Annotated in this window: 15 protein-coding genes; 7 read left to right on the forward strand and 8 right to left on the reverse strand. The window is 68.4% G+C overall.

From position 1 onward, the window contains the following. Nucleotides 1-4 precede the first annotated feature (4 nt). Entirely contained in the window at nucleotides 5-5,281 is a 5,277-nt protein-coding gene (locus tag BM252_RS17110; protein WP_174900566.1) for a non-ribosomal peptide synthetase, read from the reverse strand. Between the two features lie 562 nt (nucleotides 5,282-5,843). Next, nucleotides 5,844-6,752: a LysR family transcriptional regulator gene (locus tag BM252_RS17115; RefSeq protein WP_093388881.1), complete on the reverse strand. Its 909-nt coding sequence runs from the start codon at nucleotides 6,750-6,752 to the stop codon at nucleotides 5,844-5,846. Nucleotides 6,753-6,883: 131 nt separating this feature from the next. Between BM252_RS17115 and gcl the strand changes: the two genes are divergently transcribed. The 7 genes from gcl to BM252_RS17150 all read left to right on the forward strand — a co-directional run bounded on the left by gcl (nucleotide 6,884) and on the right by BM252_RS17150 (nucleotide 15,197). Beyond that, nucleotides 6,884-8,659 (forward strand): glyoxylate carboligase, encoded by a 1,776-nt coding sequence (gcl, locus tag BM252_RS17120; protein ID WP_093388882.1) that lies wholly within the window; start codon nucleotides 6,884-6,886, stop codon nucleotides 8,657-8,659. A 44-nt stretch (nucleotides 8,660-8,703) separates the two neighbouring features. Next, nucleotides 8,704-9,483: a hydroxypyruvate isomerase gene (hyi, locus tag BM252_RS17125; protein WP_093388883.1), complete on the forward strand. Its 780-nt coding sequence runs from the start codon at nucleotides 8,704-8,706 to the stop codon at nucleotides 9,481-9,483. Nucleotides 9,484-9,550: 67 nt separating this feature from the next. Next, entirely contained in the window at nucleotides 9,551-10,486 is a 936-nt protein-coding gene (locus BM252_RS17130) for a 2-hydroxy-3-oxopropionate reductase (RefSeq protein WP_281249359.1), read from the forward strand. 90 nt (nucleotides 10,487-10,576) lie between these two features. Then, nucleotides 10,577-11,845, forward strand: coding sequence for a glycerate kinase type-2 family protein (locus BM252_RS17135; protein WP_093388885.1), 1,269 nt, complete (start codon nucleotides 10,577-10,579; stop codon nucleotides 11,843-11,845). Between the two features lie 40 nt (nucleotides 11,846-11,885). Beyond that, nucleotides 11,886-13,331, forward strand: a complete 1,446-nt coding sequence (gene pyk / locus BM252_RS17140) for a pyruvate kinase (protein WP_093388886.1) — start codon at nucleotides 11,886-11,888, stop codon at nucleotides 13,329-13,331. Nucleotides 13,332-13,482: 151 nt separating this feature from the next. Beyond that, nucleotides 13,483-13,812: a DMT family transporter gene (locus tag BM252_RS17145; RefSeq protein ID WP_093388887.1), complete on the forward strand. Its 330-nt coding sequence runs from the start codon at nucleotides 13,483-13,485 to the stop codon at nucleotides 13,810-13,812. A gap of 335 nt (nucleotides 13,813-14,147) precedes the next feature. Further along, a complete protein-coding gene (locus tag BM252_RS17150) occupies nucleotides 14,148-15,197 on the forward strand; it encodes an extracellular catalytic domain type 2 short-chain-length polyhydroxyalkanoate depolymerase (RefSeq protein ID WP_093388888.1) in 1,050 nt (349 codons plus the stop codon). A 33-nt stretch (nucleotides 15,198-15,230) separates the two neighbouring features. On the opposite strand, the gene guaD is transcribed toward BM252_RS17150, so the two are convergent. From guaD to BM252_RS17180, 6 genes are all read right to left on the reverse strand, one after another. Further along, nucleotides 15,231-16,553, reverse strand: coding sequence for a guanine deaminase (gene guaD / locus BM252_RS17155; RefSeq protein WP_093388889.1), 1,323 nt, complete (start codon nucleotides 16,551-16,553; stop codon nucleotides 15,231-15,233). A 208-nt stretch (nucleotides 16,554-16,761) separates the two neighbouring features. Continuing rightward, nucleotides 16,762-17,871, reverse strand: a complete 1,110-nt coding sequence (gene xdhC / locus BM252_RS17160; protein WP_245774308.1) for a xanthine dehydrogenase accessory protein XdhC — start codon at nucleotides 17,869-17,871, stop codon at nucleotides 16,762-16,764. Between the two features lie 4 nt (nucleotides 17,872-17,875). Further along, nucleotides 17,876-20,236 carry a xanthine dehydrogenase molybdopterin binding subunit gene (gene xdhB / locus BM252_RS17165; protein ID WP_093388891.1) on the reverse strand — a complete coding sequence of 787 codons (2,361 nt, stop codon included), beginning with the start codon at nucleotides 20,234-20,236 and terminating at the stop codon, nucleotides 17,876-17,878. Beyond that, entirely contained in the window at nucleotides 20,233-21,744 is a 1,512-nt protein-coding gene (xdhA, locus tag BM252_RS17170) for a xanthine dehydrogenase small subunit (RefSeq protein WP_093388892.1), read from the reverse strand. The genes xdhB and xdhA overlap by 4 nt, the downstream gene beginning before the upstream one ends. A gap of 264 nt (nucleotides 21,745-22,008) precedes the next feature. Then, nucleotides 22,009-23,766, reverse strand: coding sequence for an allantoate amidohydrolase (locus BM252_RS17175; protein ID WP_093388893.1), 1,758 nt, complete (start codon nucleotides 23,764-23,766; stop codon nucleotides 22,009-22,011). 288 nt (nucleotides 23,767-24,054) lie between these two features. After that, nucleotides 24,055-24,993 (reverse strand): LysR family transcriptional regulator, encoded by a 939-nt coding sequence (locus tag BM252_RS17180; protein WP_093388894.1) that lies wholly within the window; start codon nucleotides 24,991-24,993, stop codon nucleotides 24,055-24,057. Between the last annotated feature and the right edge of the window lie 168 nt (nucleotides 24,994-25,161).

Here is a 25,161-nt window from a genome sequence, read left to right on the forward strand (position 1 = left end):
CCGCCTAATGTGCTGCCGGTTTTGCCGGCTGCGGCGGCGGCTTGGCGGCGGCGGGTGGCCAAGCGTCGTCCAGGCGCTCGCTGGCCTGTTCGTCGCTGATATCCTCCAACTGGCGCAGCAGGTCGTCGAGCGCGGCGGGTTGGCAGCCGGCGCGCAGGATGGCGACGCGCGCCGCCATTTGGTTCAGCGTCGGCGCCTCGAACACGGCGTCGAGCGGAAACTCGATGCCGTAGTGCTGTTCGATGCGCGCCACCAGCCGTACCGCCAGCAAGGAGTGGCCGCCGAGGTCGAAGAAGTTGTCGGCGCCGGCCAGGCGTGGCTGGCGCAGCAGCGCGCGCCACAGTTCGGCCAGCTCCGCCTCCTCGGCGCTGAGCGCGACGGCGGGCGCCGTGGTGTCCGTCCGGCCCGCCGCCTGCTCCGATTGCGCCGCCAGGTCCGGTGGCGGCAGGGCGCGCCGATCCACCTTGCCGTTCGCCGTCAGGGGCAAGCGCGCCAGCCGCACCAGGGCGCTGGGCAGCATGTAGGCGGGCAGCGCCGCCTTCAGCGCCTGCCGCAGCGCGGCCGGGTCGAGCTCGGCGCCGTCGGCCGCGCTGACATAGCCGACCAGGCGGCGCTCGCCGGGACTGTCCTCGCGCAACAGCACCAGCGCCTCGCGCACGCCGGGCTGGGCCGCCAGCACCGCCTCGATCTCGCCCGGTTCGATGCGGAAGCCGCGCAGCTTCAACTGCTCGTCGTTGCGGCCGATGAACTCGAGGTTGCCGTCGGCGCGCCAGCGCCCCAGGTCGCCGCTGCGGTACATGCGGGCGCCCTCGACGGCGCTAAACGGATCGGCGACGAAGCGTTGCGCGCTCAGCGCCGGCTGGTTCAGGTAGCCGCGCGCCACGCCGTCGCCGCCGATGCAGATCTCGCCGGTTACGCCGATGGGCACCGGCTGGCCCTCGCCGTCGAGCAGGTAGACGCTGGTGTTGCCGATCGGCCGGCCGATCGGGACGGCGCGCGCCTGCGCCGTCTCGGCGCCCAGCTCGCAGGTGGTGGCGAAGGTGGTGGTTTCGGTCGGGCCGTAGCAGTTGAGCAGATGGCGCGGCCGGCCGGCCTTGCCCAACACGCGGGCGGCGCGCTGCGGGTCGAGCACCTCGCCGCCGGTGAGCAGCCAGCGCAGGCGGGCGAAGGCCGGCTCGAGCGCATCGGCGTATTCGTGGAACAGGCCGGTGGTCAGAAACAGCGCGGTGGCGCCGCCGTCGAGCAGGGCGGCGTTGAGCGCCTGCGGCCGCAGCACCGTTTGCGCCGGCAGCACCAGCAGGCGGGCGCCGTTCAGCAGCGCGCCCCAGATCTCCCAGGTGGCGGCGTCGAAGGCCGGGTTGGCGCAGTGCGCCACGCAGTCGTCCGCCGCCAACGGCGCGTAGCCGCCGTTGAGCGCCAGCCGCAGCACGTTGCGGTGCTCGACCATCACGCCCTTCGGCGCGCCGGTCGAGCCGGAGGTGTACATCACGTAGGCCAGCTGGCGCGCGTGCAGGCCGAGGGCGGCGGCGTCCGGGTTGGTCTCCGGCCGCGCGGCGCCGCCGCGCTGGTCGCCGGCGGCGGCGCCGTGCTCGTCGAGCGGCAGCAGGGGGCAGTTGAACTTCGCGCTGTAGCTTGACAGTTCCACCGAGGACGCGGCCGCCGCCGCGCACAGCAGCGCGCGCGGCGCGGCGTCGGCCAGGATGTGGCGCAGACGGGCGGCGGGCGCGTCCGGCTCCAATGGCACATAGGCGGCGCCCGCCTTCAGCACGGCCAGCATGGCCACCACCAGCGCACTGCCGCGCGACAGCAGCAGCACGACGCGGTCGTCCGCCGCCAGGCCGAGCGCCAGCAGGGCGTGGGCCAGGCGGTTGGCGCGCCGGTTCAACTCGGCGTAGCTGAGCCGTTCGGCGCCGCGGCACAGCGCCAGCGCGTCCGGCGTGGCGGCGGCCTGGCGTTCGAACTGCTGGTGGATCAGGCCGTCGCGCGGATACGGCGTGGCGCTGGCGCTGGCGTTGAAGTCGACCAGCAGTTGCCGCCGCGCCGCCGGCGCCAGCAGCGGCAGGCGGGCCAGCGGCAGCGTGTCGTCGTCGGCCATGGCGGCCAGCAGCACGCGCAGGCTGTCGGCCAGGCGCCGCGCGGTGGCGTTGTTGAACAGGTCGCTGGCGTACTCGATGTGGCCGCTGAGCCGGCGGCCGTCGTCGGCCAGCAGCAGCGACAGGTCGAAGTGGCTGGTGTTCTGCGGCAGGCTGGCTTCGCGCAGCGCCAGTTGCGGCAGCAGGTCGATCTGTTCGCCGCCCGTGTTGTCGAGCGCCAGGACGGTCTGGAACAGCGGTCCGTGGGCCATGCTGCGCGGTGGATTGAGCGCCTCGACCAGGTGGTCGAACGGCAGCTCCTGCTGCTCGTAGGCCGCCAGCGTGGTTGCGCGCACCCGCGCCAGCAGTTCGGCGACGCTCGGATCTCCCTGCAGGCGCAGGCGCAGCGCCAGCGTGTTGACGAAGAAGCCGATCAGCGCCTCCACTTCCGGCCGCTGGCGGTTGGCCACCGGCGTGCCGACGACGATGTCGTCGCCGCCGCTCAGGCGCGCCAGCAGGGAGGACCAGCCGGCCAGCAGCACCATGAACAAGGTGGCGCCGTGGCGCTGGCCGAGGCGGCGCAGCGCCGCGCTGGCGTCGGCCTCCAGCGCGAAGGCGACGCGGCCGCCGCGATAGCTCTGCCGCGCCGGCCGTGGCCGGTCGGTCGGCAGCGCCAGCAGCGCCGGCGCGCCCTCCAGGTGGGTGCGCCAGAACGCCAACTGCCGTTCCAGCGCGGCGCTTTGCGCCGGTTGGCGCTGCCAGGCGGCGTAGTCGGCGTACTGCAGCGCCAGCGGCGGCAGCGGGTCGGGCCGGCCCTGGCTGAAGGCGCCGTACAAGGCGCCCAGCTCGGCCTTGAGCACGCCCATCGACCAGCCGTCCGAGATGATGTGGTGTTGGATCAGCAGCAGTTCGTGCTCGTCCGGAGCCAGCCGCAGCAGCATCACCCGCAGCAGCGGGCCGGCGGCCAGGTCGAAGGGGCGGGCGATCTCGGCGGCGTACAGCGCGCCGCGCGCGGCGCCCTGCTCGTGCTCGTCGAGGTAGCTCAGGTCCTGCTCCAGCAGCGGCGGCACCTGGTCGGCCGGCGCGACGCGCTGCACCGGCGCGCCGTCTAGCATGGCGAAGCGGGTGCGCAGGCTGTCGTGGCGCTGCACGATGCGCGCCAGCGCGGCCTTCAACGCGTCCTCGTGCAACGCGCCGCTGAGCCGGTAGGCCACCGGCATGTGGTAGGCCTGGCCGGCGGCCGGGTCGAGCTGGTTGAGGAACCACAGGCGTTGCTGGGCATGCGACAAGGGCGCCGACTCGGCCGGCGCGCCGGACGTGCCGTCTGCGCCAAGTGCGGCGGCGCCCATCGGCACCCAGCGGGCCGGCGCGGCGCCGCTCAACTGGGCGGCCAGGGCGGCGACGGTCGGGTGTTCGAACAGCACGCGCGGCGCCAGCTCGACGTCGAACTGCTGGCGCAGCCGCGCCATCAGGCGCAGCGCCAGCAGCGAATGGCCGCCCAGCGCGAAGAAATTGTCGTGCCGGCCCACCTGCGGCAGCGCCAGCAGGTCCTGCCACAACAGTGCCAAGGCTTGTTCGCGGTCGCCCTGCGGCGCGCTGTAGTCGCCGTCGGCGGCGTCGGCGCGGGCCGGCGCCGGCAGCGCCTTGCGGTCGACCTTGCCGTTCGCGGTCAAGGGGAAGCGCGCCAGCACCAGCAAGGCGGCGGGCTGCATGTAGACCGGCAGCGCCTGTTTCAGCTCGGCGCGCACGGCGGCCACGTCGATTGGCGCGGCGTCGGCCTGCTGCGCCAGGTAGCCGACCAGGCGCTTGTCGCCGGGGCTGTCCTCGCGCAGCAGCACCAGCGCCTCGCGCACGCCGGCGCAGGCGGCCAGGCGCGCCTCGATCTCGCCCGGCTCGATGCGGAAGCCGCGCAGCTTGACTTGGAAGTCGTTGCGGCCGACGAATTCGATGTTGCCGTCGGCGCGCCATCGTCCCAGGTCGCCGCTGCGGTAGAGGCGGGCGTCGGCGTCGCCGCCGAACGGGTCGGCGATGAAGCGCTCGGCGCTCAGCTCGGGCCGGTTCAGGTAGCCGCGCGCGACACCGTCGCCGCCGATGCAGATCTCGCCGGTGGCGCCGAAGGGTAGCAGCGCGCCGTGCTCGTCGAGGATGCGCACCTGGGTGTTGCCGATCGGCCGGCCGATGGGGATGGCGCCGGCTTGCGCGGCGGCGGCGTCGACCTCGAAGGTGGTGGCGAAGGTGGTGGTCTCGGTCGGGCCGTAGCCGTTGAGCAGATGGCGCGGCCGGCCGGCCTTGGCCAGCACGGCGGCCAGGCGCTTCGGATCGAGCACGTCGCCGCCGGCCAGCAGCCAGGTCAGGCGGCCGAAGGCGGGCGCCAGCGCGTCGGCGTATTCGTGGAACAGGCCGGCCGTCAGCCACAGTGCGGTGGCGCCGCCGGCGAGCAGCGCGTCGTTGAACGCCTGCGGCCGCAGCACCGTGCCCGGCGCCAGCACCAACAGGCGGGCGCCGTTCAGCAGCGCGCCCCAGATCTCCCAGGTGGCGGCGTCGAAGGCCGGGTTGGCGCAATGGGCCACACAGTCGCGCTCGTCGAGCGGGGCGAAACCGCTGTTGAGCGCCAGGCGCAGCACGCTGCGGTGCTCGATCATCACGCCCTTCGGCGCGCCGGTCGAGCCGGAGGTGTACATGACGTAGGCCAGGTGGCGCGCCTGCAGTCCGCTGGCGGCCGGGTCGGGATCGTGCTCGGGCTGGCGCGCCAGGCGCTCGCCGTCGCGCGCCAGCTCGACCAGCGCCGCGCCGCAGTCCAGGCCGGCGACGGCGCTGGCGCTGGCGCACAGCAGCACCTGCGGCGTGGCGTCGGCCAGGATCTCGGCCAGCCGCGCCGGCGGGGTGGCCGGATCGAGCGGCAGATAGGCGCCGCCGGCCTTCAGCACCGCCAAGCTGGCGACCACCATGGCGATGCCGCGCTCGAGCAGCAGGGCGACGCGGCGGTCCGGCCCCACGCCCAGTTCGAGCAGCAGATGGGCCAGGCGGTTGGCGCGGCGGTTCAACTCGGCATAGCTGAGTTGTTCCGACAGATCGTCCAGCGCGATGCGCTCGGGCGCGGCGGCGGCAATCCGCTCGAAGATCTGCTGGATCACGGCCGCGCGGGGATAGTCGCGTGCCGTGTCGTTGAAGTGGACCGGCACCGGCTCGCCGGGGGTGGGAGTATCCAAAACCGAGTTGCTATTGACCATGTCGGGACGTCGCAAAAAGTGTTGAGAAATGGATGGTGGTAACCATCGTTCAGGCCAGCAATCAAACTGATAGTTGATGCATATTTGCCAACGGAAATATAGCACCGTTGTGACAATTTTTAGCAAAAATGTTCTTTTGTCACTTTGAACCAACAGATAATTTTGCCTGTCAAATTGTGGTATTACGCGGGCGGTTTATAGTGCGCATATGGCTCCGTTAGCCGACGTTAACTTACGTTATGAAAGTTTTGCCGGAAAACTGTTTGACTTGCTTGATGCGAGTGCTAGCGTCGGCAATTCGGAAATTTAACAATATGTCAAAATAAAGACACAAAAAATTTACCGAAAACACGATTCTTGTTTTACATTTTTGGTGCGGTGCGGAAATGTACCTGGGGCAAATATCTATGCTGAAAAGATAAGTGTTTTGGCTGCCGTGGCGAGGCGGATTTTTGCCGCCGAAGAGGGCGTCGGCAGGCCGTTTTGCGGCGCAAAAAAAGGCGGCACATGGCCGCCTTCGGGGAGGGGTGGGAGTGTCGTGCTAGCGGCTTAACCAGTAGTCCGGCCGCGCGTAAATCTCTTTGAGCATGTCGATGAAGAAGCGCACCTTGGCCGGCAAATGGCGCTGCTGCGGATACACCGCCACGATGTCGTACTGCGGCAGGGCGAAGTCGTCCAGCACCGTGATCAATTCGCCCGAGGCCAACTGCGACTCGATCTCCCACGACGAACGCCAGGCCAGGCCCAGTCCTTCGGTGGCCCAGCGGTGCAGCAGCTCGCCGTCGTTGCAGTTCAAATTGCCGTCGGCGCGCATGGTCACCTGCTTGCCGTTCTCCTGGAAGTACCAGCCGCGCTGCTGGCCGCCCTGCAGGTTGAAGGCCAGGCAGTTGTGCTGCGCCAGGTCGTCCAGCGTGCGCGGGATGCCGTTGCGCTCGAAGTAGTCCGGCGTGCCGCACACCACGCGGCGGTTGCTAGCCAGTTTGACGGCGACAAAGCTGGGGTCGATGACGCCGCCGATGCGGATGCCGACGTCGTAGCCGTCGCGCACCAGGTCGACCACGCGGTCGGTCAGGTTGAAGGAGATCTGCACGTCGGGATGGGCGCGCACGAAACCGGCGGCGTGCGGCGCCACGTGCTTGCGGCCGAAGGCGGCCGGCGCCGACACGGTGAGGTGGCCGGTGGCGCGGTGGCGGCCCTCGGAGACCATGCGGTCGGCGTGGCCCAGGTCGGCCAACAGCTTGCGGCAGTGGTCGAGGTAGAGCATGCCCTGTTCGGTCAGGGTCAGGTGCCGCGTGGTGCGGTGCATCAGCTTGACGCCGAGGCGTTTTTCCAGCGCGTCGATGCGCCGGCCCAGCATCACCGGGGTGATGTGCTGGCCCAGCGCGGCCTTCACCAGGCTGCCCTTTTCGGCCACGTCAACGAAGGCCTCGATTTGGGTGAGTTTGTCCATGGCCCATTATTCCACAAGTATTCGATACTAGGAGTATCGAATAAAGCGAGGTTTTGTCTTCTTATCACGGCCGCCCTTTGCCGCTACGATGCTCCTCATCAGTTCAAACATCATAGCCCAGGGAGACCAGCATGGCACGCATGACCGCAGCGCAGGCAGCAGCAATCGTTTTGGAAAAAGAGGGCGTACACCAAGTGTTCGGCGTGCCGGGCGCGGCCATCAACCCATTCTACGCGGGTTTGAAGAAGCAGGGAACGATCAAGCACATTTTGGCGCGCCACGTCGAGGGCGCCTCGCACATGGCCGAGGGCTACACCCGCGCCAGCGCCGGCAACATCGGCGTGTGCATCGGCACCTCCGGCCCGGCCGGCACCGACATGATCACCGGGCTCTACTCGGCCCAGGCCGATTCCATACCTATTCTTTGCATTACCGGCCAGGCGCCACGGGCCCGCCTGTACAAGGAGGACTTCCAGGCGGTCGACATCGAGTCCATCGCCAAGCCGGTCACCAAATGGGCCGTCACCGTGCGCGAGCCGGCGCTGGTGCCGATGGTGTTCCAGCAGGCCTTCCACATCATGCGCTCCGGCCGTCCGGGCCCGGTGTTGGTTGACCTGCCGTTCGACGTGCAGATGGCCGAGATCGAGTTCGACCCGGACACCTACCAGCCGCTCGAGCCCTACAAGCCGAAGGCGACCCGCGCCCAGATCGAAAAGGCGCTGGCCATGATGAACGCGGCCGAGCATCCGCTGCTGACCCCGGGCGGCGGCGTCATCAACGCCGACGCGGCCGAGCTGCTGGTGCGGTTCGCCGAGCTGACCGGCGTGCCGGTGGTGCCGACCCTGATGGCCTGGGGCGTGATCCCCGACGACCACAAGCTGATGGTCGGCATGGCCGGCCTGCAGACCAGCCACCGCTACGGCAACGCCACGGTGCTGGCCTCCGACTTCGTGTTCGGCATCGGCAACCGCTGGGCCAACCGCCACACCGGCTCGATCGAGGTCTACACCAAGGACCGCAAGTTCGTCCACATCGACATCGAGCCGACCCAGATCGGCCGCGTCTTCGGCCCCGACTTCGGCATCGTCTCCGACGCCGCCCACGCGCTCATGCTGCTGATCGAGGTGGCCACCGAGTGGCAGGCCGCCGGCAAGCTGCGCGACCGCTCCGCCTGGGTGGCGCAGTGCCAGGAACGCAAGCGCACCATGCAGCGCAAGACCCACTTCGAGCAAGTGCCGGTCAAGCCGCAGCGCGTCTACGAGGAGATGAACCTGGCCTTCGGCCGCGACACCTGCTACGTCAGCACCATCGGCCTGTCGCAGATCGCCGCCGCCCAGTTCCTCCACGTGTACAAGGCCCGCCACTGGATCAACTGCGGCCAGGCCGGCCCGCTCGGCTGGACCATCTCCGCCGCCCTCGGCGTGGTGGCGGCCGATCCCAAGCGCAGCGTGGTGGCCATCTCCGGCGACTACGACTTCCAGTTCATGATCGAGGAGCTGGCCGTCGGCGCGCAGTTCAAGCTGCCCTACCTGCACGTGGTGGTCAACAACTCCTACCTGGGCCTGATCCGCCAGTCGCAGCGCGGCTTCGACATGGACTTCTGCGTCCAGCTGGCCTTCGAGAACATCAACGCGCCGGAACTGAACGGCTACGGCGTCGACCACGTCGCCGTGGTCGAGGGGCTGGGCTGCAAGGCGATCCGCGTCACCAAGCCGGACGATCTGCAGGACGCCTTCAAGCAGGCCAAGGCGTGGATGGAGGAGTTCCGCGTGCCGGTGGTGGTCGAGGTGATCCTCGAGCGCGTCACCAACATCGCGATGGGTGTCGACATCAACAACATCAACGAGTTCGAAGAGCTGGCCCTCAGCGGGGCCGACGCGCCGACCGCGATCGCGCTGCTCGACTGAGCCCAAATCCGCACCCGAACCGAATTGACACGAAAGGAAGCGACATGAGCAAACTGGCAGCAAATCTGACCATGCTATTTAACGAAGTACCGTTCCTCGACCGCTTCGAGGCGGCGGCCGCCGCCGGCTTCAAGGCCGTCGAGTTTCTCTTCCCCTACGCCTACGAGGTGAAGGACTTGGCCTCGCGCCTGCAGGCCAACGGGCTGGAACTGGTGCTGCACAATCTGCCGGCCGGGAACTGGGAGGCCGGCGAGCGTGGCATCGCCTGCCACCCGCAGCGGGTCGAGGAGTTCCGCCAAGGCGTGCAGCAGGCCGCCATCTACGCCAAGGCGTTGGGCGTGAAGCAGCTCAACTGCCTGGTCGGCATTGTGCCGCCGGACGTTAGTTTGGAAAGCGCCGAGCGTACCGTGGTGGCCAACCTGAAGTTCGCCGCCGACGCGCTGAAGAAGGAGGGCATCCGCCTGTTGATCGAGCCGATCAACACCTTCGACATCCCCGGCTTCTTCCTGTCGCGTACCGGCCAGGCGGCCCGCATCATCGAGGCGACCGGATCGGACAACCTGTTCATCCAGTACGACATCTACCACATGCAGCGCATGGAGGGCGAGTTGAGCGCGACCATCAAGGCCTATCTGGCGCTGATCCGCCACGTTCAGCTGGCCGACAACCCGGGCCGCAACGAGCCGGGCAGCGGCGAGATCAACTACCGCTTCCTGTTCGCCCAGTTGGACGCCTTCGGCTACGACGGCTGGGTAGGTTGCGAGTACAAGCCGCGCGGCACCACGCTGGCGGGCCTGGGCTGGCGCGGCGAGCATGGCCTTTAGATACGGGACCACATCGAGGGTCAGACCCTAGGGTCTGACCCTGGTTTCAGCCCTTGGCTTAGCGGCTGTGCAAAACGAACAGCAATCTCACACACAAATGAAAAGGAAGATCATCATGTCTAGAGTCGGATTTATCGGTTTGGGTATCATGGGCGCGCCGATGGCGCAACACCTGCTGGCCGGCGGCCACAAGCTCTACCTGCACGACATCAAGAACCCGCCGTTCGCGCTGATCGAGGCCGGCGCCACCGTCTGCACCTCGGCCGCCGAGGTGGCCATGCGCGCCGACATCATCATCGTCATGGTGCCGGACACGCCGCACGTCGAAGCCGCGCTGTTTGGCGACAAGGGCGTGGCGGAAGGTCTGCGGCCGCGCTCCATCGTGGTCGACATGAGCTCCATCTCGCCGATCGAAACCAAGAAGTTCGCCCGCAAGATCAACGCGCTCGACTGCGACTATCTCGACGCGCCGGTGTCCGGCGGCGAGGTCGGCGCCAAGGCGGCCTCGCTGACCATCATGGTCGGCGGCCCCGAGGCGGCCTTCAACATCGTCAAGCCGCTGTTCGAGATGATGGGCAAGAACATCACCCTGGTCGGCGGCAACGGCGACGGCCAGACCACCAAGGTGGCCAACCAGATCATCGTCGCGCTGACCATCCAGGCGGTGGCCGAGGCGCTGCTGTTCGCCTCCAAGGCCGGCGCCGACCCGGCCAAGGTGCGCGAGGCGCTGATGGGCGGCTTTGCCGCCTCGCGCATCCTCGAGGTGCACGGCGAGCGCATGGTCAAACGCACCTTCAACCCCGGCTTCCGCATCGAGCTGCACCAGAAAGACTTGAACCTGGCCCTGCAAGGCGCCAAGGCGCTCGGCGTCTCGCTGCCCAACACCGCCATGGCGCAGGAGCTGATGAACGCCTGCGCCGCCAACGGCATGGGCGGCCTGGACCACTCGGCGCTGTGCCGCGCCATCGAGCTGATGTCCAACCACCAGATCGCCGAGGCCTGAGCGCGGCGGCTTGACCACGTTTCCCCCAGCGTGGCGGCGGAACGCCCCCCCTTTCGCCTTGCCGCCGCGCTCTTTTATGAAAGCACCAGGATGAGCACCTTCAATCCCCGCCAATTCCTCCTCGACCTGTACGGCAGCGCCGTCGCCGCCGTCAGCGCCGAGAAATGCCTGCCGGCCTATCTGCCCACGCCGCCCGCCAACGGCCGCACGCTGGTGATCGGCGCCGGCAAGGGCGCCGCCGCCATGGCCCGCGCCGTCGAACAGCACTGGCGAGGCGACATTTCCGGCCTGGTTGTGACGCGCTACGGGCACGGCGTCGACTGCCAGCGCATCGAAGTGATCGAAGCGGCCCATCCGGTGCCGGACGCGGCGGGCCTGCGCGCCGCCGGCCGCATGATGGAGATGGTGCGGGGCCTGGGCGAGAACGACCTGGTGCTGTGCCTGATCTCCGGCGGCGGCTCCTCGCTGCTGGCGCTGCCGGCGCCCGGTATCACGCTGGAGCAGAAGCAGGCGATCAACCGCGCCTTGCTGCGCAGCGGCGCCGCCATCTCCGAGATGAACTGCGTGCGCAAGCACCTGTCGGCCATCAAGGGCGGCCGGCTGGCGCTGGCCTGCGCGCCGGCCCGGGTGGTCACGCTGTTGATCTCCGACGTGCCGGGCGACGACCCCGGCATCATCGCCAGCGGCCCGACCCTGCCCGACCCGACCACCTGCGCCGACGCGCTGGCGGTGCTGCGTAAGTACGCCATCGAGCTGCCGGCCGGTGTGCGCGAGCATCTGCAGTCCGGCGCCGGCGAGACGCCAAAGCCGGGCGACCCGCGCTTCGCCCGCAACGAGCACCACGTCATCGCCGTCGCCCAGGACGCGCTGGAGGCGGCGGCGCGGCACGCCTGCGCCGCCGGCATCACGCCCTACATCCTGTCCGACGGCATCGAGGGCGAGTCGCGCGACATCGCCATCATGCACGCCGCCATGGCGCGCCAGGTGGCGGCGCGCGGCCAGCCGTTCCAGCGGCCCTGCGTCATCATCTCCGGCGGCGAGACCACGGTGACGGTGCGCGGCAGCGGCCGGGGCGGGCGCAACGCCGAGTTCCTGCTCAGCCTGGGCGTGGCGCTGGAGGCGCATCCCGCCATCCACGCCATCGCCTGCGACACCGACGGCATCGACGGCTCGGAGGACAACGCCGGCGCCCTGTACGCGCCGGACTCGCTGGCGCGCGGCGAGGCGCTCAAGCTGCGCGCCCGCACTCTGCTGGAAAACAACGACGGCTACGGCTTCTTCAGCGCCCTCGACGACCTGGTGGTCAGCGGCCCGACCCGCACCAACGTCAACGACTTCCGTGCCGTACTGGTGCTGTAGCGCGCCGTCCGTCACACAAAAAAATACACTAGGGGATCACATGCGACGTCTACGCCAGGCCAAAATAGTGGCCACACTCGGCCCAGCCAGCAGCAGCAAGGAGGCCATCCAGGCCTTGTTCGACGCGGGAGCGGACGTGTTCCGCTTCAATTTCAGCCACGGCAGCCACCAGGACCACCAGGCGCGCTGCAACATCGTGCGCGAGATCGAGCGCGCCGCCGGCCGGCCCATCGCCATCCTGGCCGACCTGCAGGGCCCCAAGCTGCGGGTCGGCCAGTTCGCCGAGGGCAGGGTGACGCTGCTGGCCGGCGCCGAGTTCACGCTCGACCGCGACCCGACGCCGGGCGACGTCCACCGCGTCTGCCTGCCGCACCCCGAGCTTTTCGAGGTGGTCGACGCCGGCCAGTCGCTGCTGCTCGACGACGGCAAGCTGCGCCTGGCCGTGCTGGGGCGCGGCGCCGACCGCCGCTCCATCCGCACCCGCGTGGTGAGCGGCGGCGTGCTGTCCGACCGCAAGGGCGTCAACGTGCCCGACGTGGTGCTGCCCATCCCGGCGCTGACCGAGAAAGATTTGCGCGACCTCGACTTCGCGCTCGACATGGGCGCCGACTGGATCGCGCTGTCCTTCGTGCAGCGGCCGGAGGATGTGCTGCAGGCGCGCGCCATCATCGGCGACCGCGCCGCGCTGCTCTCCAAGCTGGAAAAGCCGGCGGCGCTCGACGGCCTCGACGCCATCGTCGCCGTCTCCGACGCCATCATGGTGGCGCGCGGCGACCTGGGTGTGGAGTTGCCGCCCGAGCGCGTGCCCGGCGTGCAGAAGCGCATCCTGCGCGCCTGCCGCCAGCACGGCAAGCCCATCGTCATCGCCACGCAGATGCTCGAATCGATGATCGGCGCGCCGGTGCCGACGCGGGCCGAGGCCTCCGACGTCGCCAGCGCCATCTACGACGGCGCCGACGCCGTGATGCTGTCGGCCGAATCGGCCAGCGGCGCCTACCCGGTCGAGGCGGTGCGGATCATGGACCGCATCATCGGCGAGGTGGAGAAGGACCCGCTGTACCGCCAGATGATAGACGCGCAGAACCAGGCGCCGCAGCCCAACAGTGGCGACGCCATCTGCTCGGCGCTGCGCGACGTGACGCGCATCGTCGGCGCCGTCGCCACCGTCACCTACACCAGCTCCGGCCACACCAGCCTGCGCGCCGCGCGCGAGCGGCCGACGGCGCCCATCCTCAGCGTCACGCCGAACCTGTCGACGGCGCGCCGGCTGGTGCTGGCCTGGGGCGTGCATTCCACCGTCAGCCAGGAGGTGCGCAACGTCGACCGCATGGTGGCGGCGGCCTGCCAGGCCGCGCTGGAACAGGGCTTCGCCGTGGCCGGCGACAGCATCGCCATCACCGCCGGCGTGCCCTTCGGCCAGCCGGGCAGCACCAACCTGCTGCGCATCGCGCAGATCTGGCCGGTGGTGCCGGCGGCGGCGGCCTAGCCGGCGCCGGCCGTGCCAGGCGCTGTGGATGCTCTGCGCCGCCGCCTTGGCCGCAGGGCTGGTGCAGGTGGGGGACGGCTTGTGGCCCCGGGCCAGCCGATTTACTGCACGGCCTGCTAGACTTCTATCTTTCTGTTTTGGAGTACCGTCTATGAATTGGCTGTTTCTCGCCGTCGCCATCGTCGCCGAGGTCATCGCGACCTCCGCCCTCAAGGCCTCGGAAGGCTTCTCCAAACTCGTGCCGTCGACGTTGGTGGTGGTCGGCTACGGCATCGCCTTCTACATGCTGTCGCGCGTGTTGTCGGCCATCCCGGTCGGCATCGCCTATGCGATCTGGTCCGGCGCGGGCATCGTGCTGGTGTCGCTGGTCGGCCTGTTCCTCTATAAGCAAAGGCTGGATTTTCCGGCGATGTTGGGGATAGCGCTCATCATCTCGGGCGTGGTGGTCATGCAGGTGTTCTCCAAGACCTCGGGACACTAGGCCCCGGTTCTTCCCCTTGGATCGTCGCGTCGCCCGCCACCTGCTGGCGCTCCCCGGTGCTCAAACAGCACACCGCCTGGCGCTCGAAGGAATCGCCGCCGGCCACCGGCGGACAGTAGCGTCGCTTGCCGGCGCGCGGCGCCGTCGCACATGACCGTCGGCAATTCATCATTCCCCCGACAATTTGTATTTTTACCACTGGCCGTGGAGGTCGAACTGCCGCCGCGCAAATTGTGGGAACATCGCCATTGCACCCATTGTGCGGTGCGTCAATTCCACAATGAAAGACACCCTGGAGTGCCTTCATTGGCATCAAACACCACGGAGGAGTTGTAATGAAACCACTATTCTCGATCGCCACGGCGGCCCTGGCATTCTGCCTGTTGCCACCTGCGCAGGCCAGCAATCCACTTCCGGCCATGGGCGCCAGCGCCGACGGCACGTCCGTCTCCGGTTTATCGTCGGGCGCCTTTATGGCGGTGCAGTATCAGGTCGCCTATTCCGCCTCGGTCAGCGGGGCCGGCGTGGTGGCCGGCGGGCCGTACTACTGCGCGGCCGGCTTGCTGCTCACCTATTCGGGCATTTGCATGGGCCTGGTGCCGTTTGTGTCGCCCAATGCCGACCTGATGGTGAGGGCCGCCCAGTTCTTCGCCGCCAGCGGCCTGATCGACCCGATCAGCAATTTGCAAAAGGACCGGGTCTACGTCTTCAGCGGCACCATGGACACCGTGGTGCACCAATCGGCGGTCAACGCCACGGTCGCCTTCTTCAAGGGCGCCGGCGTGCCGAAGGAGAATTTGCTCTACGTGAAGACGGTGCCGTCCGGCCACGCGCTGTTGACGCCGGCGTTCGGCAACCACTGCGGCGCCAACGAGGCGCCGTTCATCAGCCGCTGCACCGTGCAGAAGAAGAAATACGACCAGGCGGGCGCGATCTTTTCCCACATCTACGGCAACATCAAGCCGCCGGCCACGGCGCGCACGGGCCAGCTGCTGAGCTTCCGTCAGAACGAGTTCGCCGATCCGTCCAGCAGCATGTCCGAGGACGCCTTTGTGTACGTGCCGGCCAGCTGCGCCAAGGCGGGCAGCTGCAAGGTGCACGTCGCCTTCCACGGCTGCAAGCAGTCGGCCGACGTGGTCGGCGACGACTTCTACGGCAAAAGCAGCTACAACGACTGGGCCGACAGCAACAACATCATCATGCTGTATCCGCAGGTGAGGGCCTCGCTGCCGTTCAACGAGAACGGCTGCTGGGATTGGATAGGCTACACCGGGCCGAACTACGCCTACAAGACCGGCCCGCAGATGAAGGCCGTGCGCGCGATGATAGAGCGGCTGACGTCGCTACCGGCAAGCGCACCAGGTCCGGTCGCGACCGCGCAGTGAAATGGGCGTATTCCGCGCGGCGCGGTTCGGGCCTTAGTTGGCGCGCCGGTGTACCGGCCGGCCGGCGGCGTAGGTGGCGGCCACCGTGCGGTCGTCGCCCAGCATGGCGATGGCGAACAGCAGCTCCTCCAGGTTTTCCGTGCGCTCGGTGCGGCGCGCCAGCAGCGCCGTGGCCTGCGGGTCGAGGACGATGAAGTCGGCCTCGGCGCCGGGCACGAAGCTGCCGATGGTGCCGTCGAGCTGCATGGCGCGGGCGCCGCCCAGCGTGGCCAGGTAGAACATGCGCAGCGCCGGTAGATAGCTGCCGCCCATGCGCGCCACCTTGTAGGCCTCGTTCATGGTTTGCAGCATGGAGAAGGAGGTGCCGCCGCCGACGTCGGTGGCCAGCGACAGCGGCACGCGGGCGGCGTCGGCGCGCTCGAAGTCGAATAGGCCGCTGCCGAGGAACAGGTTGGAGGTGGGGCAGATCGAGATCGCCGAACCGGTCTCGGACATGCGCTGGCGGTCGGCGTCGTCGAGCCAGATGCAGTGGGCGTACATCGAACGCGGCCGCAGCATGCCGTAGCGGTCGTACACGTCCATGTAGCTGCGCGCCTGCGGGAACAGGGACTTGACCCAGGCCACCTCGTCGGTGTTCTCGGCGACGTGGGTTTGCAGATAGGTGTCCGGGTAGGCCTTGGCCAGCGCGCCGGCCAGCTCCAGCTGGGCCTCGCTGGAGGTCGGCGCGAAGCGCGGCGTGATGGCGTACAGCTGGCGGCCGCGCTTGTGCCATTTCTGGATCAGCGCCTCGCTGTCGCGGGCGCCGCTTTCCGGCGTGTCCTGCAAAAACTCGGGGCAGTTCCGGTCCATGAGGACTTTGCCGGCCACCATGCGCAGGTTGCGCGCCTCGCTGGCGCCGAAGAAGGCGTCCACCGACTGCGGGTGCACGGTGCAGTAGACCATGGCGCTGGTGGTGCCGCAGCGCAGCAGCTCGTCGAGGAAGAAGCTGGCCACCTGGGCGGCGTGCGCCGGGTCGGCGAACTTGCGCTCGGTGGGGAAGGTGTACTTGTCCAGCCAGGGCAGCAGGCCGGGCGCCGGCGAGGCGATCATGTCGGTCTGCGGATAGTGGACGTGGGTGTCGATGAAGCCGGGCACGATCAGCTTGCCGCGATAGTCGTGCAGCGGCGTGCCGGGCGGCAGAAAATCGACCAGCTGGGCGTAGTCGCCGGCGACGTGGACGTGGCCGTCGTTGACGATCAACAGGCCGTCCTCGTGCCAGCTGTAGGCGTTCTGGTGGAAGGCCGGGTCGTCGTTGAAGTGCAGCAGGCTGGCGCGATATGCCTGGAAGGCGCCGTTGCTTGGCTGGGCTTGGGTCATGATGTGTTTCCTTGATTCGGTGCGCGGGGCGCGGGTGTGCTCTGGCGGGCGCGCGCGGCGCCGGCCGGTGTTCGGGTGCTGCTTTGGGGGTTGGGACTAGCGCAGGGCTACGGGAATCGACAGCGATGCAGCGCTCCCGCCCCGGCGCTGCCGGAGAGTGAGGCTGGGGGGAGGGCGCGCAGTGGCGCGCCTGCAGGCGTGGTGTGCATCAGCTAAGGCAGTCGGCCGGCGTCGCCGGGGTGGCCACCGTGCTGACGGCGGACGGCGCGGTGCTCGCGGCGCCCGGCAGGGCGGCCAGGTCGAGCGCCTCCCACACCTGCAGCAGCTGGGCGGCGACAGAGACGGCGATGACGGCCGGCGCCTTGTCCTTGATGCCGGGCAGGCCGATCGGGCAGACCATGTCGTTCAGCCGCTCGGCGGGTATGCCGCGCTCGCGCAGGCGGCGCTCGAACTGGCTGCGCTTGGTCTGCGAGCCGATCAGGCCGAACCAGGCGAAGTCGCCGCGCCGCAGGATATGCTCGGACAGCATCTGGTCCAACGCGTGGCTGTGGGTCATCACCAGGAAGGTGGTGCCGGCGTCGGCCTGGGCCACCACCGCCTCGGGCGTATCGGTCGCCTCGACGCGGACGTTGGCCGGCAGGACGGCGGGGAACATGTCGTCGCGCTCGTCGACCCAGGTGACCTGGCAGGGCAGCTCGGCCATCGCGCGCACGATGGCGGCGCCGACGTGGCCGGCGCCGAACAGCACCAGGCGGCGCCGGTAGGGCAGGCAGGAGTCGACCAGCCACTGCTTGCCGCGCTCGTCGACGCGCACCTTGCAGGCCACGCCGGGACCGAGTTTGGGCAGCAGCGCCGGGCCGGGGCCGGACAGCAGGGCGCCGGCGCCGTCGTACAGGGCCGGCGCGGTGACGCTGTCGAGCGAGATCAGGCGCCAGCTGTCCTGGCCGTCGCGCCAGCGCCGCGCCAGCGTGCCGAAGTGGTCGCCGGCCTCGGGCATGATGCGCTCGAAGGCCAGGTGCACCACGCCGCCGCAGCATTGGCCCAGGCTGGGGCCGAGCGGGAAGCGCTCGAGCCGGCGCTCGGCGCGCGCCTCGCCGAGCGGCATGGCCAGCATCTCGCGGGCGATGTCGGTGGCGCGCATCTCCAAGTGGCCGCCGCCGATGGTGTCGAAGGCGTGGTACTGGGTGATCAGCATCTTGGCGCCCGGCTCGCGCGGCGCCGAGCCGGCCACCTGCGCCACCGTCACCAGCACGCGCGGCACCGCCTTGGCGGCCGCCGCCGTGACGGCGTTCAGCGTGGGTCCCATCGAGGTCGCCATGGTGCTACTCCCGCGCCATCGCCCGGACGGCGTCGACGGCGTTGAGGATGGCCTCGCCGGTGGCCGGCGCGTTGAGCGGCGGATTGTGGCGGTGCTGGCCGACGCTGGAAATGGCGTCGCGGATGGCGTAGAACACCGAGAACGGCAGCAGCAGCGGCGGCTCGCCGACCGCCTTGGAGCGGTGGATGCTGTCGGTGACGTTGCGGTTGTCGAACAGGCGCACCTCGAAGTCCTCCGGGCAGTCGGACACGGCGGGGATCTTGTAGGTGGACGGCGCGTGCGTCATCAGCTTGCCGCCGGCGTTCCACCACAGCTCCTCGGTGGTCAACCAGCCCATGCCCTGGATGAAGGCGCCTTCTACCTGGCCGATGTCGAGGGCCGGGTTGAGCGACTTGCCGGCGTCGTATAGCGCGTTCACCTTGAGCAGCTTCCATTCGCCGGTCAGCGTGTCGACCACCACCTCGGACACCGAGGCGCCGTAGGCGAAGTAGGAGAACGGGTTGCCGCTCATGGTCTTGGGGTCCCAGTGCAGGCCGGGCGTGGCGTAGAAGCCGTCCGACCACAGCTGGACGCGGGCCAGGTAGGCCTGCTGCACCAGTTCCGGGAAGGGCACCGCGACGCCGTTGACGTGGACGAAGCCGGCCGCGAAGCGCACCTCGTCAAGCGTACCGCCGTGGCGCTTGACGGCGAACTCGGCCAGCCGCTGGCCGATGGTGTGGGCGGCGTCCTGCGCCGCCTTGCCGTTCAAGTCGGCGCCGGTGGAGGCCGCCGTGGCCGAAGTGTTGGCCACCTTGCTGGTGTCGGTCGCGGTGGCGCGCACCATCGCCAGCGGGATGCCCAGCTCGTGCGCCACCACCTGGCAGACCTTGGTGTTGATGCCCTGGCCCATCTCGGTGCCGCCGTGGTTGACCAGCACCGAGCCGTCGGTGTAGACGTGCACCAGCGCGCCGGCCTGGTTGAAGTGGGTGACGTTGAAGGCGATGCCGAACTTGACCGGCGTGAGCGCCAGGCCGCGCTTGAGCACCGGGCTGCCAGCGTTGAAGGCGTTGATCTCGGCGCGGCGGCGGCGGTAGGCGCTGCTTTCCTCCAGTTCGTCGACCAGGGCGTGGATGACGTTGTCGACCACCTTTTGCTGGTACTGGGTGACGTTGCGGCCCTCCTCGTCGTTGCGGCCGTAGAAGTTGATCTTGCGGACGTCGAGCGCGTCCATGCCCAGGTTGCGGGCGATCTCGTCGACGATGTATTCGATGGCGATGGCGCCCTGCGGCCCGCCGAAGCCGCGGAAGGCGGTGTTGGACTGGGTGTTGGTCTTGCCGGCCATGGCGCGGATGTCGACGTCGGCCAGGTAGTAGGCGTTGTCGAAGTGGCAGACGGCGCGCGTCGCCACCGGGGCCGACAGGTCGGCAGAGAAGCCGGCGCGGGTGACCATTTCGACGCGCGCGGCGACGATGCGGCCGTCGTCGCCGTAGCCGACCTCGTATTCATAGTAGAAGCAGTGGCGCTTGCCGGTCACCAGCATGTCGTCGTCGCGGTCGGCGCGCAGCTTGACCGGGCGCTTGAGCAGCTTGGCGCTGATGGCGGCGCAGGCGGCCCACAGCGCCGACTGCGACTCCTTGCCGCCGAAGGCGCCGCCCATGCGGCGGCACTCGACCACCACCTGGTTGGAATTGATGTGCAGGGCGTGGGCGACGACGTGCTGCATCTCGGTCGGGTGCTGGGTCGAGCATTGCACCAGTATGCAGTTGTCCTCCTTCGGAATGGCGTAGGAGATCTGGCCTTCCAGGTAGAACTGCTCCTGGCCGCCGACGTAGAGCTGGCCCTTGGCGATGTGCTTGGACCGCTTGAAGGCCGCCTCGGCGTCGCCGCGTTGCAGGCGCATCGGCGGCACGACGAAGGACTTGGCGTCGCGCGCCGCCTGCGGCGTGAGGATGGCGGGCAGCTCGGCGTATTGAATGTCGGCCTTGCGCACGGCGCGGCGGGCGTTGTCGTGCGAGTCGGCGACGACGATGAAGATCGGCTGGCCGACGTATTCGACCAGGCCTGCGGACAGGATCGGGTCGTCGTGGATGATCGGTCCGCAGTCGTTGGTGCCGGGGATGTCCTGATGGGTGTAGACCGCCTTCACGCCGGGCATGGCGCGCACTGCGTCGAAGTTCATCGAGACGATGTTGGCGTGCGCCTTGGCCGACAAGCCCAGCGCGGCGTGCAGCGTGCCTTGCGCCTCGGGGATGTCGTCGGTGTAGGTGGCCTCGCCCAGCACGTGCAAGACGGCCGATTCGTGCGGGCGGGACTGGCCCACCTCGGCCCAGGCCATGGCTGGCGCGTCGTTCGGCTGGTTCAGGAACGCTTCCGATTTGCTGTTCATGCTACGGCGCCTCCTTCAACGAATTGTTTGGCACAATCATCGGCGTAGCTGAACGCGTTGATCGATTGGATGGCTTGGGCGTCGTCCGGACGGGTCTCCAGCCAGAAGCGGCGCAGCAGGTTTTGCGCGGTCTTCATGCGGTAGGCGGCGCTGGCGCGCATGTCGCTCAGCGGCGTGTAGTCCAGCGCCAGCGCGGCCATGGCGGCATTCAGCGTGGCCTCGGTCCAGGGCTGGCCGTTCATCGCCGCCTCGGCCAGCGGGGCGCGGCGCGAGGTGGCGGCCATGCCGCCGTAGGCCACCTTGGCGTTGTGCACCACGCCGTCGCGCAGCTCGATGGAGTAGGCGGCGCAGACGGCGGAGATGTCCTGGTCGTAGCGCTTGGCCAGTTTGTAGGTGCGGAACTGGACGCCGGCGCACGGCAGCGGAATGCGCACCGCTTCGACAAACTCGCCCGGCTGCCAGTTCTTCTTCATATAGTCGAGGTAGAAGTCCTGCAGCAGCATGCTGCGCTGGCCTTTGTCGTTGCGCAGCACGATCTCGGCGCCGAGCGCGATCATCCACGGCGCCGAATCGCCGATCGGCGAGCCGTTGGCGACGCTGCCGCCCAGGGTGCCGGTGTTGCGTATCGGCTGGGAGGCGAAGCGCTGCCACATTTCCGTCAGCTCGTCCTTGTAGTGGGCGCAGACGGCGGCGTAGGCGTCGTTCAGCGAAACGGCGGCGCCGATGTGCAGCATGCCGTCCTTCTCTTCCATTTGGTGCAGCTCGGCGACCATGCGCACATAGATCATGTCGCCCAGGTCGCGCATCTGTTTGGTGACCCACAGGCCGACGTCGGTGGAGCCGGCGACGATGGTGGCGCCGGGTTTGGCGGCGCGCAGCTCGGCCAGCTCGGCCAGGGTGCGCGGCGCGTAGAAGGTTTGGCCCGCGTGGCTGTAGCTGAACATACGCTCGCGCTGGATGGCTTGCAGCGTGGCCTTCAAGGCGGCGCGGTCGAAGCTGACCGGCGGCAGTTCGCCCATGCGGCGGGCCGCTTCGATGATGGGCCGGTAGCCGGTGCAGCGGCACAGGTTGCCGGACAGGGTTTCGTCGATGGTCTTGCGGCAGGGCGCCTCGGCGACGCCTTCCTGTTTCAGGTACAAGCTCCACAGCGACATGGCGAAGCCCGGCGTGCAAAAACCGCACTGGGAGCCGTGGCATTCCACCAAGGCTTGCTGCACCGGGTGCATGGCGCCGTCGGCCTGCTTCAGGTCCTCGACCGAGAAGACGGCCTTGCCATCCAAGGTGGGCAGGAACTGGATGCAGGAGTTGACCGACTTGAGCGACAGTTCGTCGCCCTGCAGCTCGGCCACCACCACGGTGCAGGCGCCGCAGTCGCCCTCGGCACAGCCTTCCTTGGTGCCGGTGCAGTGCAGGTCCTCGCGCAGGTGCTGCAGCAGGGTGCGGGTCGGTGCGCCATCCGAAACGGAATGGACTTCGCCGCGATAGAAGAAACGAATTGGTTCAGACATGAATGCTCCGCGCTGATTGGATGGCGATGTTGTTCAGGTTAGCAGCCGTGCGCCGAAAAACCAATGGGCTGGGGGCGATGGCTACTATGCACGTATGAATATATAACTGCTGCGGGGTATGAGCCGGCGCTGATAATGCCGTGTTTTTTTGGTTCTAAATACGCCGGCGTGACGCCGGCCTCACCCCGTAAGCAAGGGGTCTGACCCCGTACGGGGTCAGACCCCGGCCGTGGCGACTAGGGTTGGGGTGGACGCAAGTGACGCTCAAGGCTTGGGCTGGAAGCTGCGCAGGAAGTCGAGCAGGATCACGGCCGAGGTTTCGGCGTCGTCCGCGGTCATCGTCTCCAGCGGGTTGTGGCTGATGCCGCCGTTGCCGCAGCGGGTGAACAGCATGGCCACGTCGGTCATGCGGGCCAGCGCCATGGCGTCGTGGCCGGCGCCGGACGGCAGCTCGAACACCTCGACGCCGGCGCGCTCGGTGGCGGCGGCCAGCTGGCGCACCAGCCACGGCGCGCAGGGCGCGGCCGGCGCCGACATGATCTTGTGCAGCTTGAAGTCGATTTGGCGGCGCGCGCAGATGGCCTCGGCCTGCTGGAGGATGTCGGCCACGGCGGCGTCGCGGGTGGCGTCGTCGGCGGCGCGGATATCGAGCGACAGCTTGCAGGCGCCGGGGATCACGTTGACCGAACCGTCCGGCACCTGCAACTGGCCGACCGTGCCGACCAGCGACGGCGCCTGGGCGCAGCGGCTCTCCACATACAGCACGATCTCGGCGGCGGCGGCGGCGGCGTCCTTGCGCATGTTCATCGGCGTGGTGCCGGCGTGGCTGGCCAGCCCGGTCAGCTCGACCTGGTAGCGGCAGCTGCCGGCGATGGAACTGACCACACCGGTGGGCAGGTCGCGGCCCAGCAGCACCGGACCTTGTTCGATGTGGACTTCGACGAAGGCCAGCACCTCGGCCGGGTCGCGGGCGATGGCGGCGATCTGGCCGACGTCGTGGCCGGCCTCGGCCAGCGCGGCGCGCATGCTGACGCCGTCGGCGTCGAGCTTGTCGAGCAGGGACTGGTCGAACTGGCCGATGACGGCGTTGCTGCCCAAGAAGGTGCTTTGGTAGCGCACGCCTTCCTCCTCGCAGAAGCCGATCACCTCGAAGTGGAAGGGCAGGCGCTCGCCGCGCTCGTGCAGATGCTTGACGATGGCGATCGGCAGCAGGATGCCCTCGCGGCCGTCGTACTTGCCGCCGTTGCGCACCGTGTCGTAGTGCGAGCCGGTGAGCAGGGACTTGGCGTTCGGCTGGTCCGACAGATAGCGGCCGACCACGTTGCCGACCGCGTCGATGTGCACCACCATGCCGGCCTCGCGCATCCACGTTGCCAACTGGGCGGCGGTTTTCTGGTGCGCCGCGGTCATGTAGGCGCAGGTGAGGTTGTCGGCGTCGTCGCTCCAGGCGCCGATCACCTCGGCCCATTCCATGATGGTGGCGCCGAACCGCAGCTCGATGTCGAGTAGCGCGTTCAGGCGCATCTCGGCGATGCGGCCGATCTGGCGCAGGCACTCGGCCTGCTCGTCGTCGCGCTGCGAGCGCAGGCGGCGGGCGAAGTGGCCGGTGATCTGCTGGCGGCTCAAGCCGTTGCCGGTCGGGCCTTTGACGGCAAGGATGAAGGGGAAGCCGAACTTGGCGTTGTAGGCGGCGTTGAGGCGGTGCAGCTCGGCCAGTTCGCTGGCGCTGCAATGGGTGAGGCCGGCCTGGGCCTGCTCGCCGGTGGACTCGGCGGTCAATTCGCCGGCCAGCGCGGCCTTGCCGGCCAGCTCGGGGTGGGCGCGGATCAGGCCCAGTTGCTCGTCGACGGAAGCCGCGCGCACCACGCCCTGCAGCGCGATCTTCAGCGCGGCGACACTACGGAAGGGCCGCTGCGCGGCGGCGCGCTGCGGAATCCACGGCGAATGCTCATACAGGCCGTGCAGTAGGGCGGTGAATTCGGCGGCGTCGCAGCGGTTCAACTGTTCCAGGGTGATCGTCATTGTGCTCAGGCGGTCCCACCAGCCTGTCTCCTCGTGTGAATGGTTCGGCGCGTGGGACCGCTCGCCGTTCATGCGGATGCGGCGCGCTGGCGCCGTCCGTGCTTATATGACGAATAATATAGTGTTGCGCCGCCGGCAATATACGCCCGCAGCCATAACAAGGTTCAGCGCGGGAATATGGAAAGTGTTGCCCGAAGGCCGCAACAACAGGCGGGGTCAGTGCCGACATTCGGACATTCACGCGCTGAATGTCCGAATGTCGGCACTGACCCCGGGGGGGATTTGGGGTTATTTGGCGGTGAGGGCTTGGGCTGCTTGGGTGATTTGGTCGCGCAGCCATTTATGCTCGGGGGCGGCGTGGACTCGCTCGTGCCACAACTGGTAGAAGCGCATCGGCGGGAAGCGCAGCGGCACGGTGAAGGTCTTGATCGGCAGGTTGCGCTCGAAGAAGCGCAGGTATTGCCGGCCGGTGGTCAGCACCAGGTCGGTCTGCGTGAGCATGTGCGGCATCAGGCCGAAGTAGGCGGACTCGACCACCACGTTGCGCTCGTGGCCGTGCTGCTGCAAATAGGTGTCGATCACGCCGTAGTAGCCGGACAGGGTGGGCGAGGGCGCCACGTGCGGCAGGCTCAGGTAGTCGTCCAGGGTCATGTCGTCGGCGCCGGTGCGCTTGGCGTAGGGGCTGTCGGCGCGCATGGCGCAGACGATGGGGTCTTCGAACAGCGGCGACAGGTGCAGGTGCTCGGGCGGCGCGTCCCAGTTGGCGATCAAGAGGTCGAGGTCGCCGTCGGACAGCATGCGGATCGAGTCGACCTCGGCGCCCAGGCTATGGATGACGATGCGGCTTTTCGGCGACTCGCGTCGCAATCTCGCCACAATGTTGGGTAGAAATTGGATGTCGAGATAATCCGGCGCTCCGATGCGGAAGACGCGGCTTTCGTCCATCGAGGCGAACGGCGTTTTGTGCAAAAACAGTTGGCTGACCTCGTCGAGGATGCGTTTGGCGGGCTTTTTCAGACTCTCGCCGTGTTGCGTCGGCACCATGCCGCGTCCGCCGCGCACCAGCAGCGGGTCGCCGGTCAGCTCGCGCAGCTTGCGCAGCGAGGCGGAAATGGACGGCTGTGGTTGGTCCAGTTTGAGCGCGACGCGCGAGACGTTTTTCTCGCACAGCAGCAGGTACAAAATGCGGATCAGGTGGAGGTCGAGGTGGTCGGGGAGTTGGGCCATGGCGGGGTCTATAACGTGGTTTCTATTTTTAATATACGTCGATTCCAATGAGAATAGCCAGATTTAGTTTTATCGTTCATGCCACACCATGCACTTGCTGTGCTTGGTGTTCAACTCGGTCGCAGCGGAGCTTTTAAAGTTCGCGACCAATAGGGAAATCATCCCAGT

The organism is Rugamonas rubra, assembly GCF_900114705.1.
In the GTDB taxonomy this organism is placed as follows: domain Bacteria; phylum Pseudomonadota; class Gammaproteobacteria; order Burkholderiales; family Burkholderiaceae_D; genus Rugamonas; species Rugamonas rubra.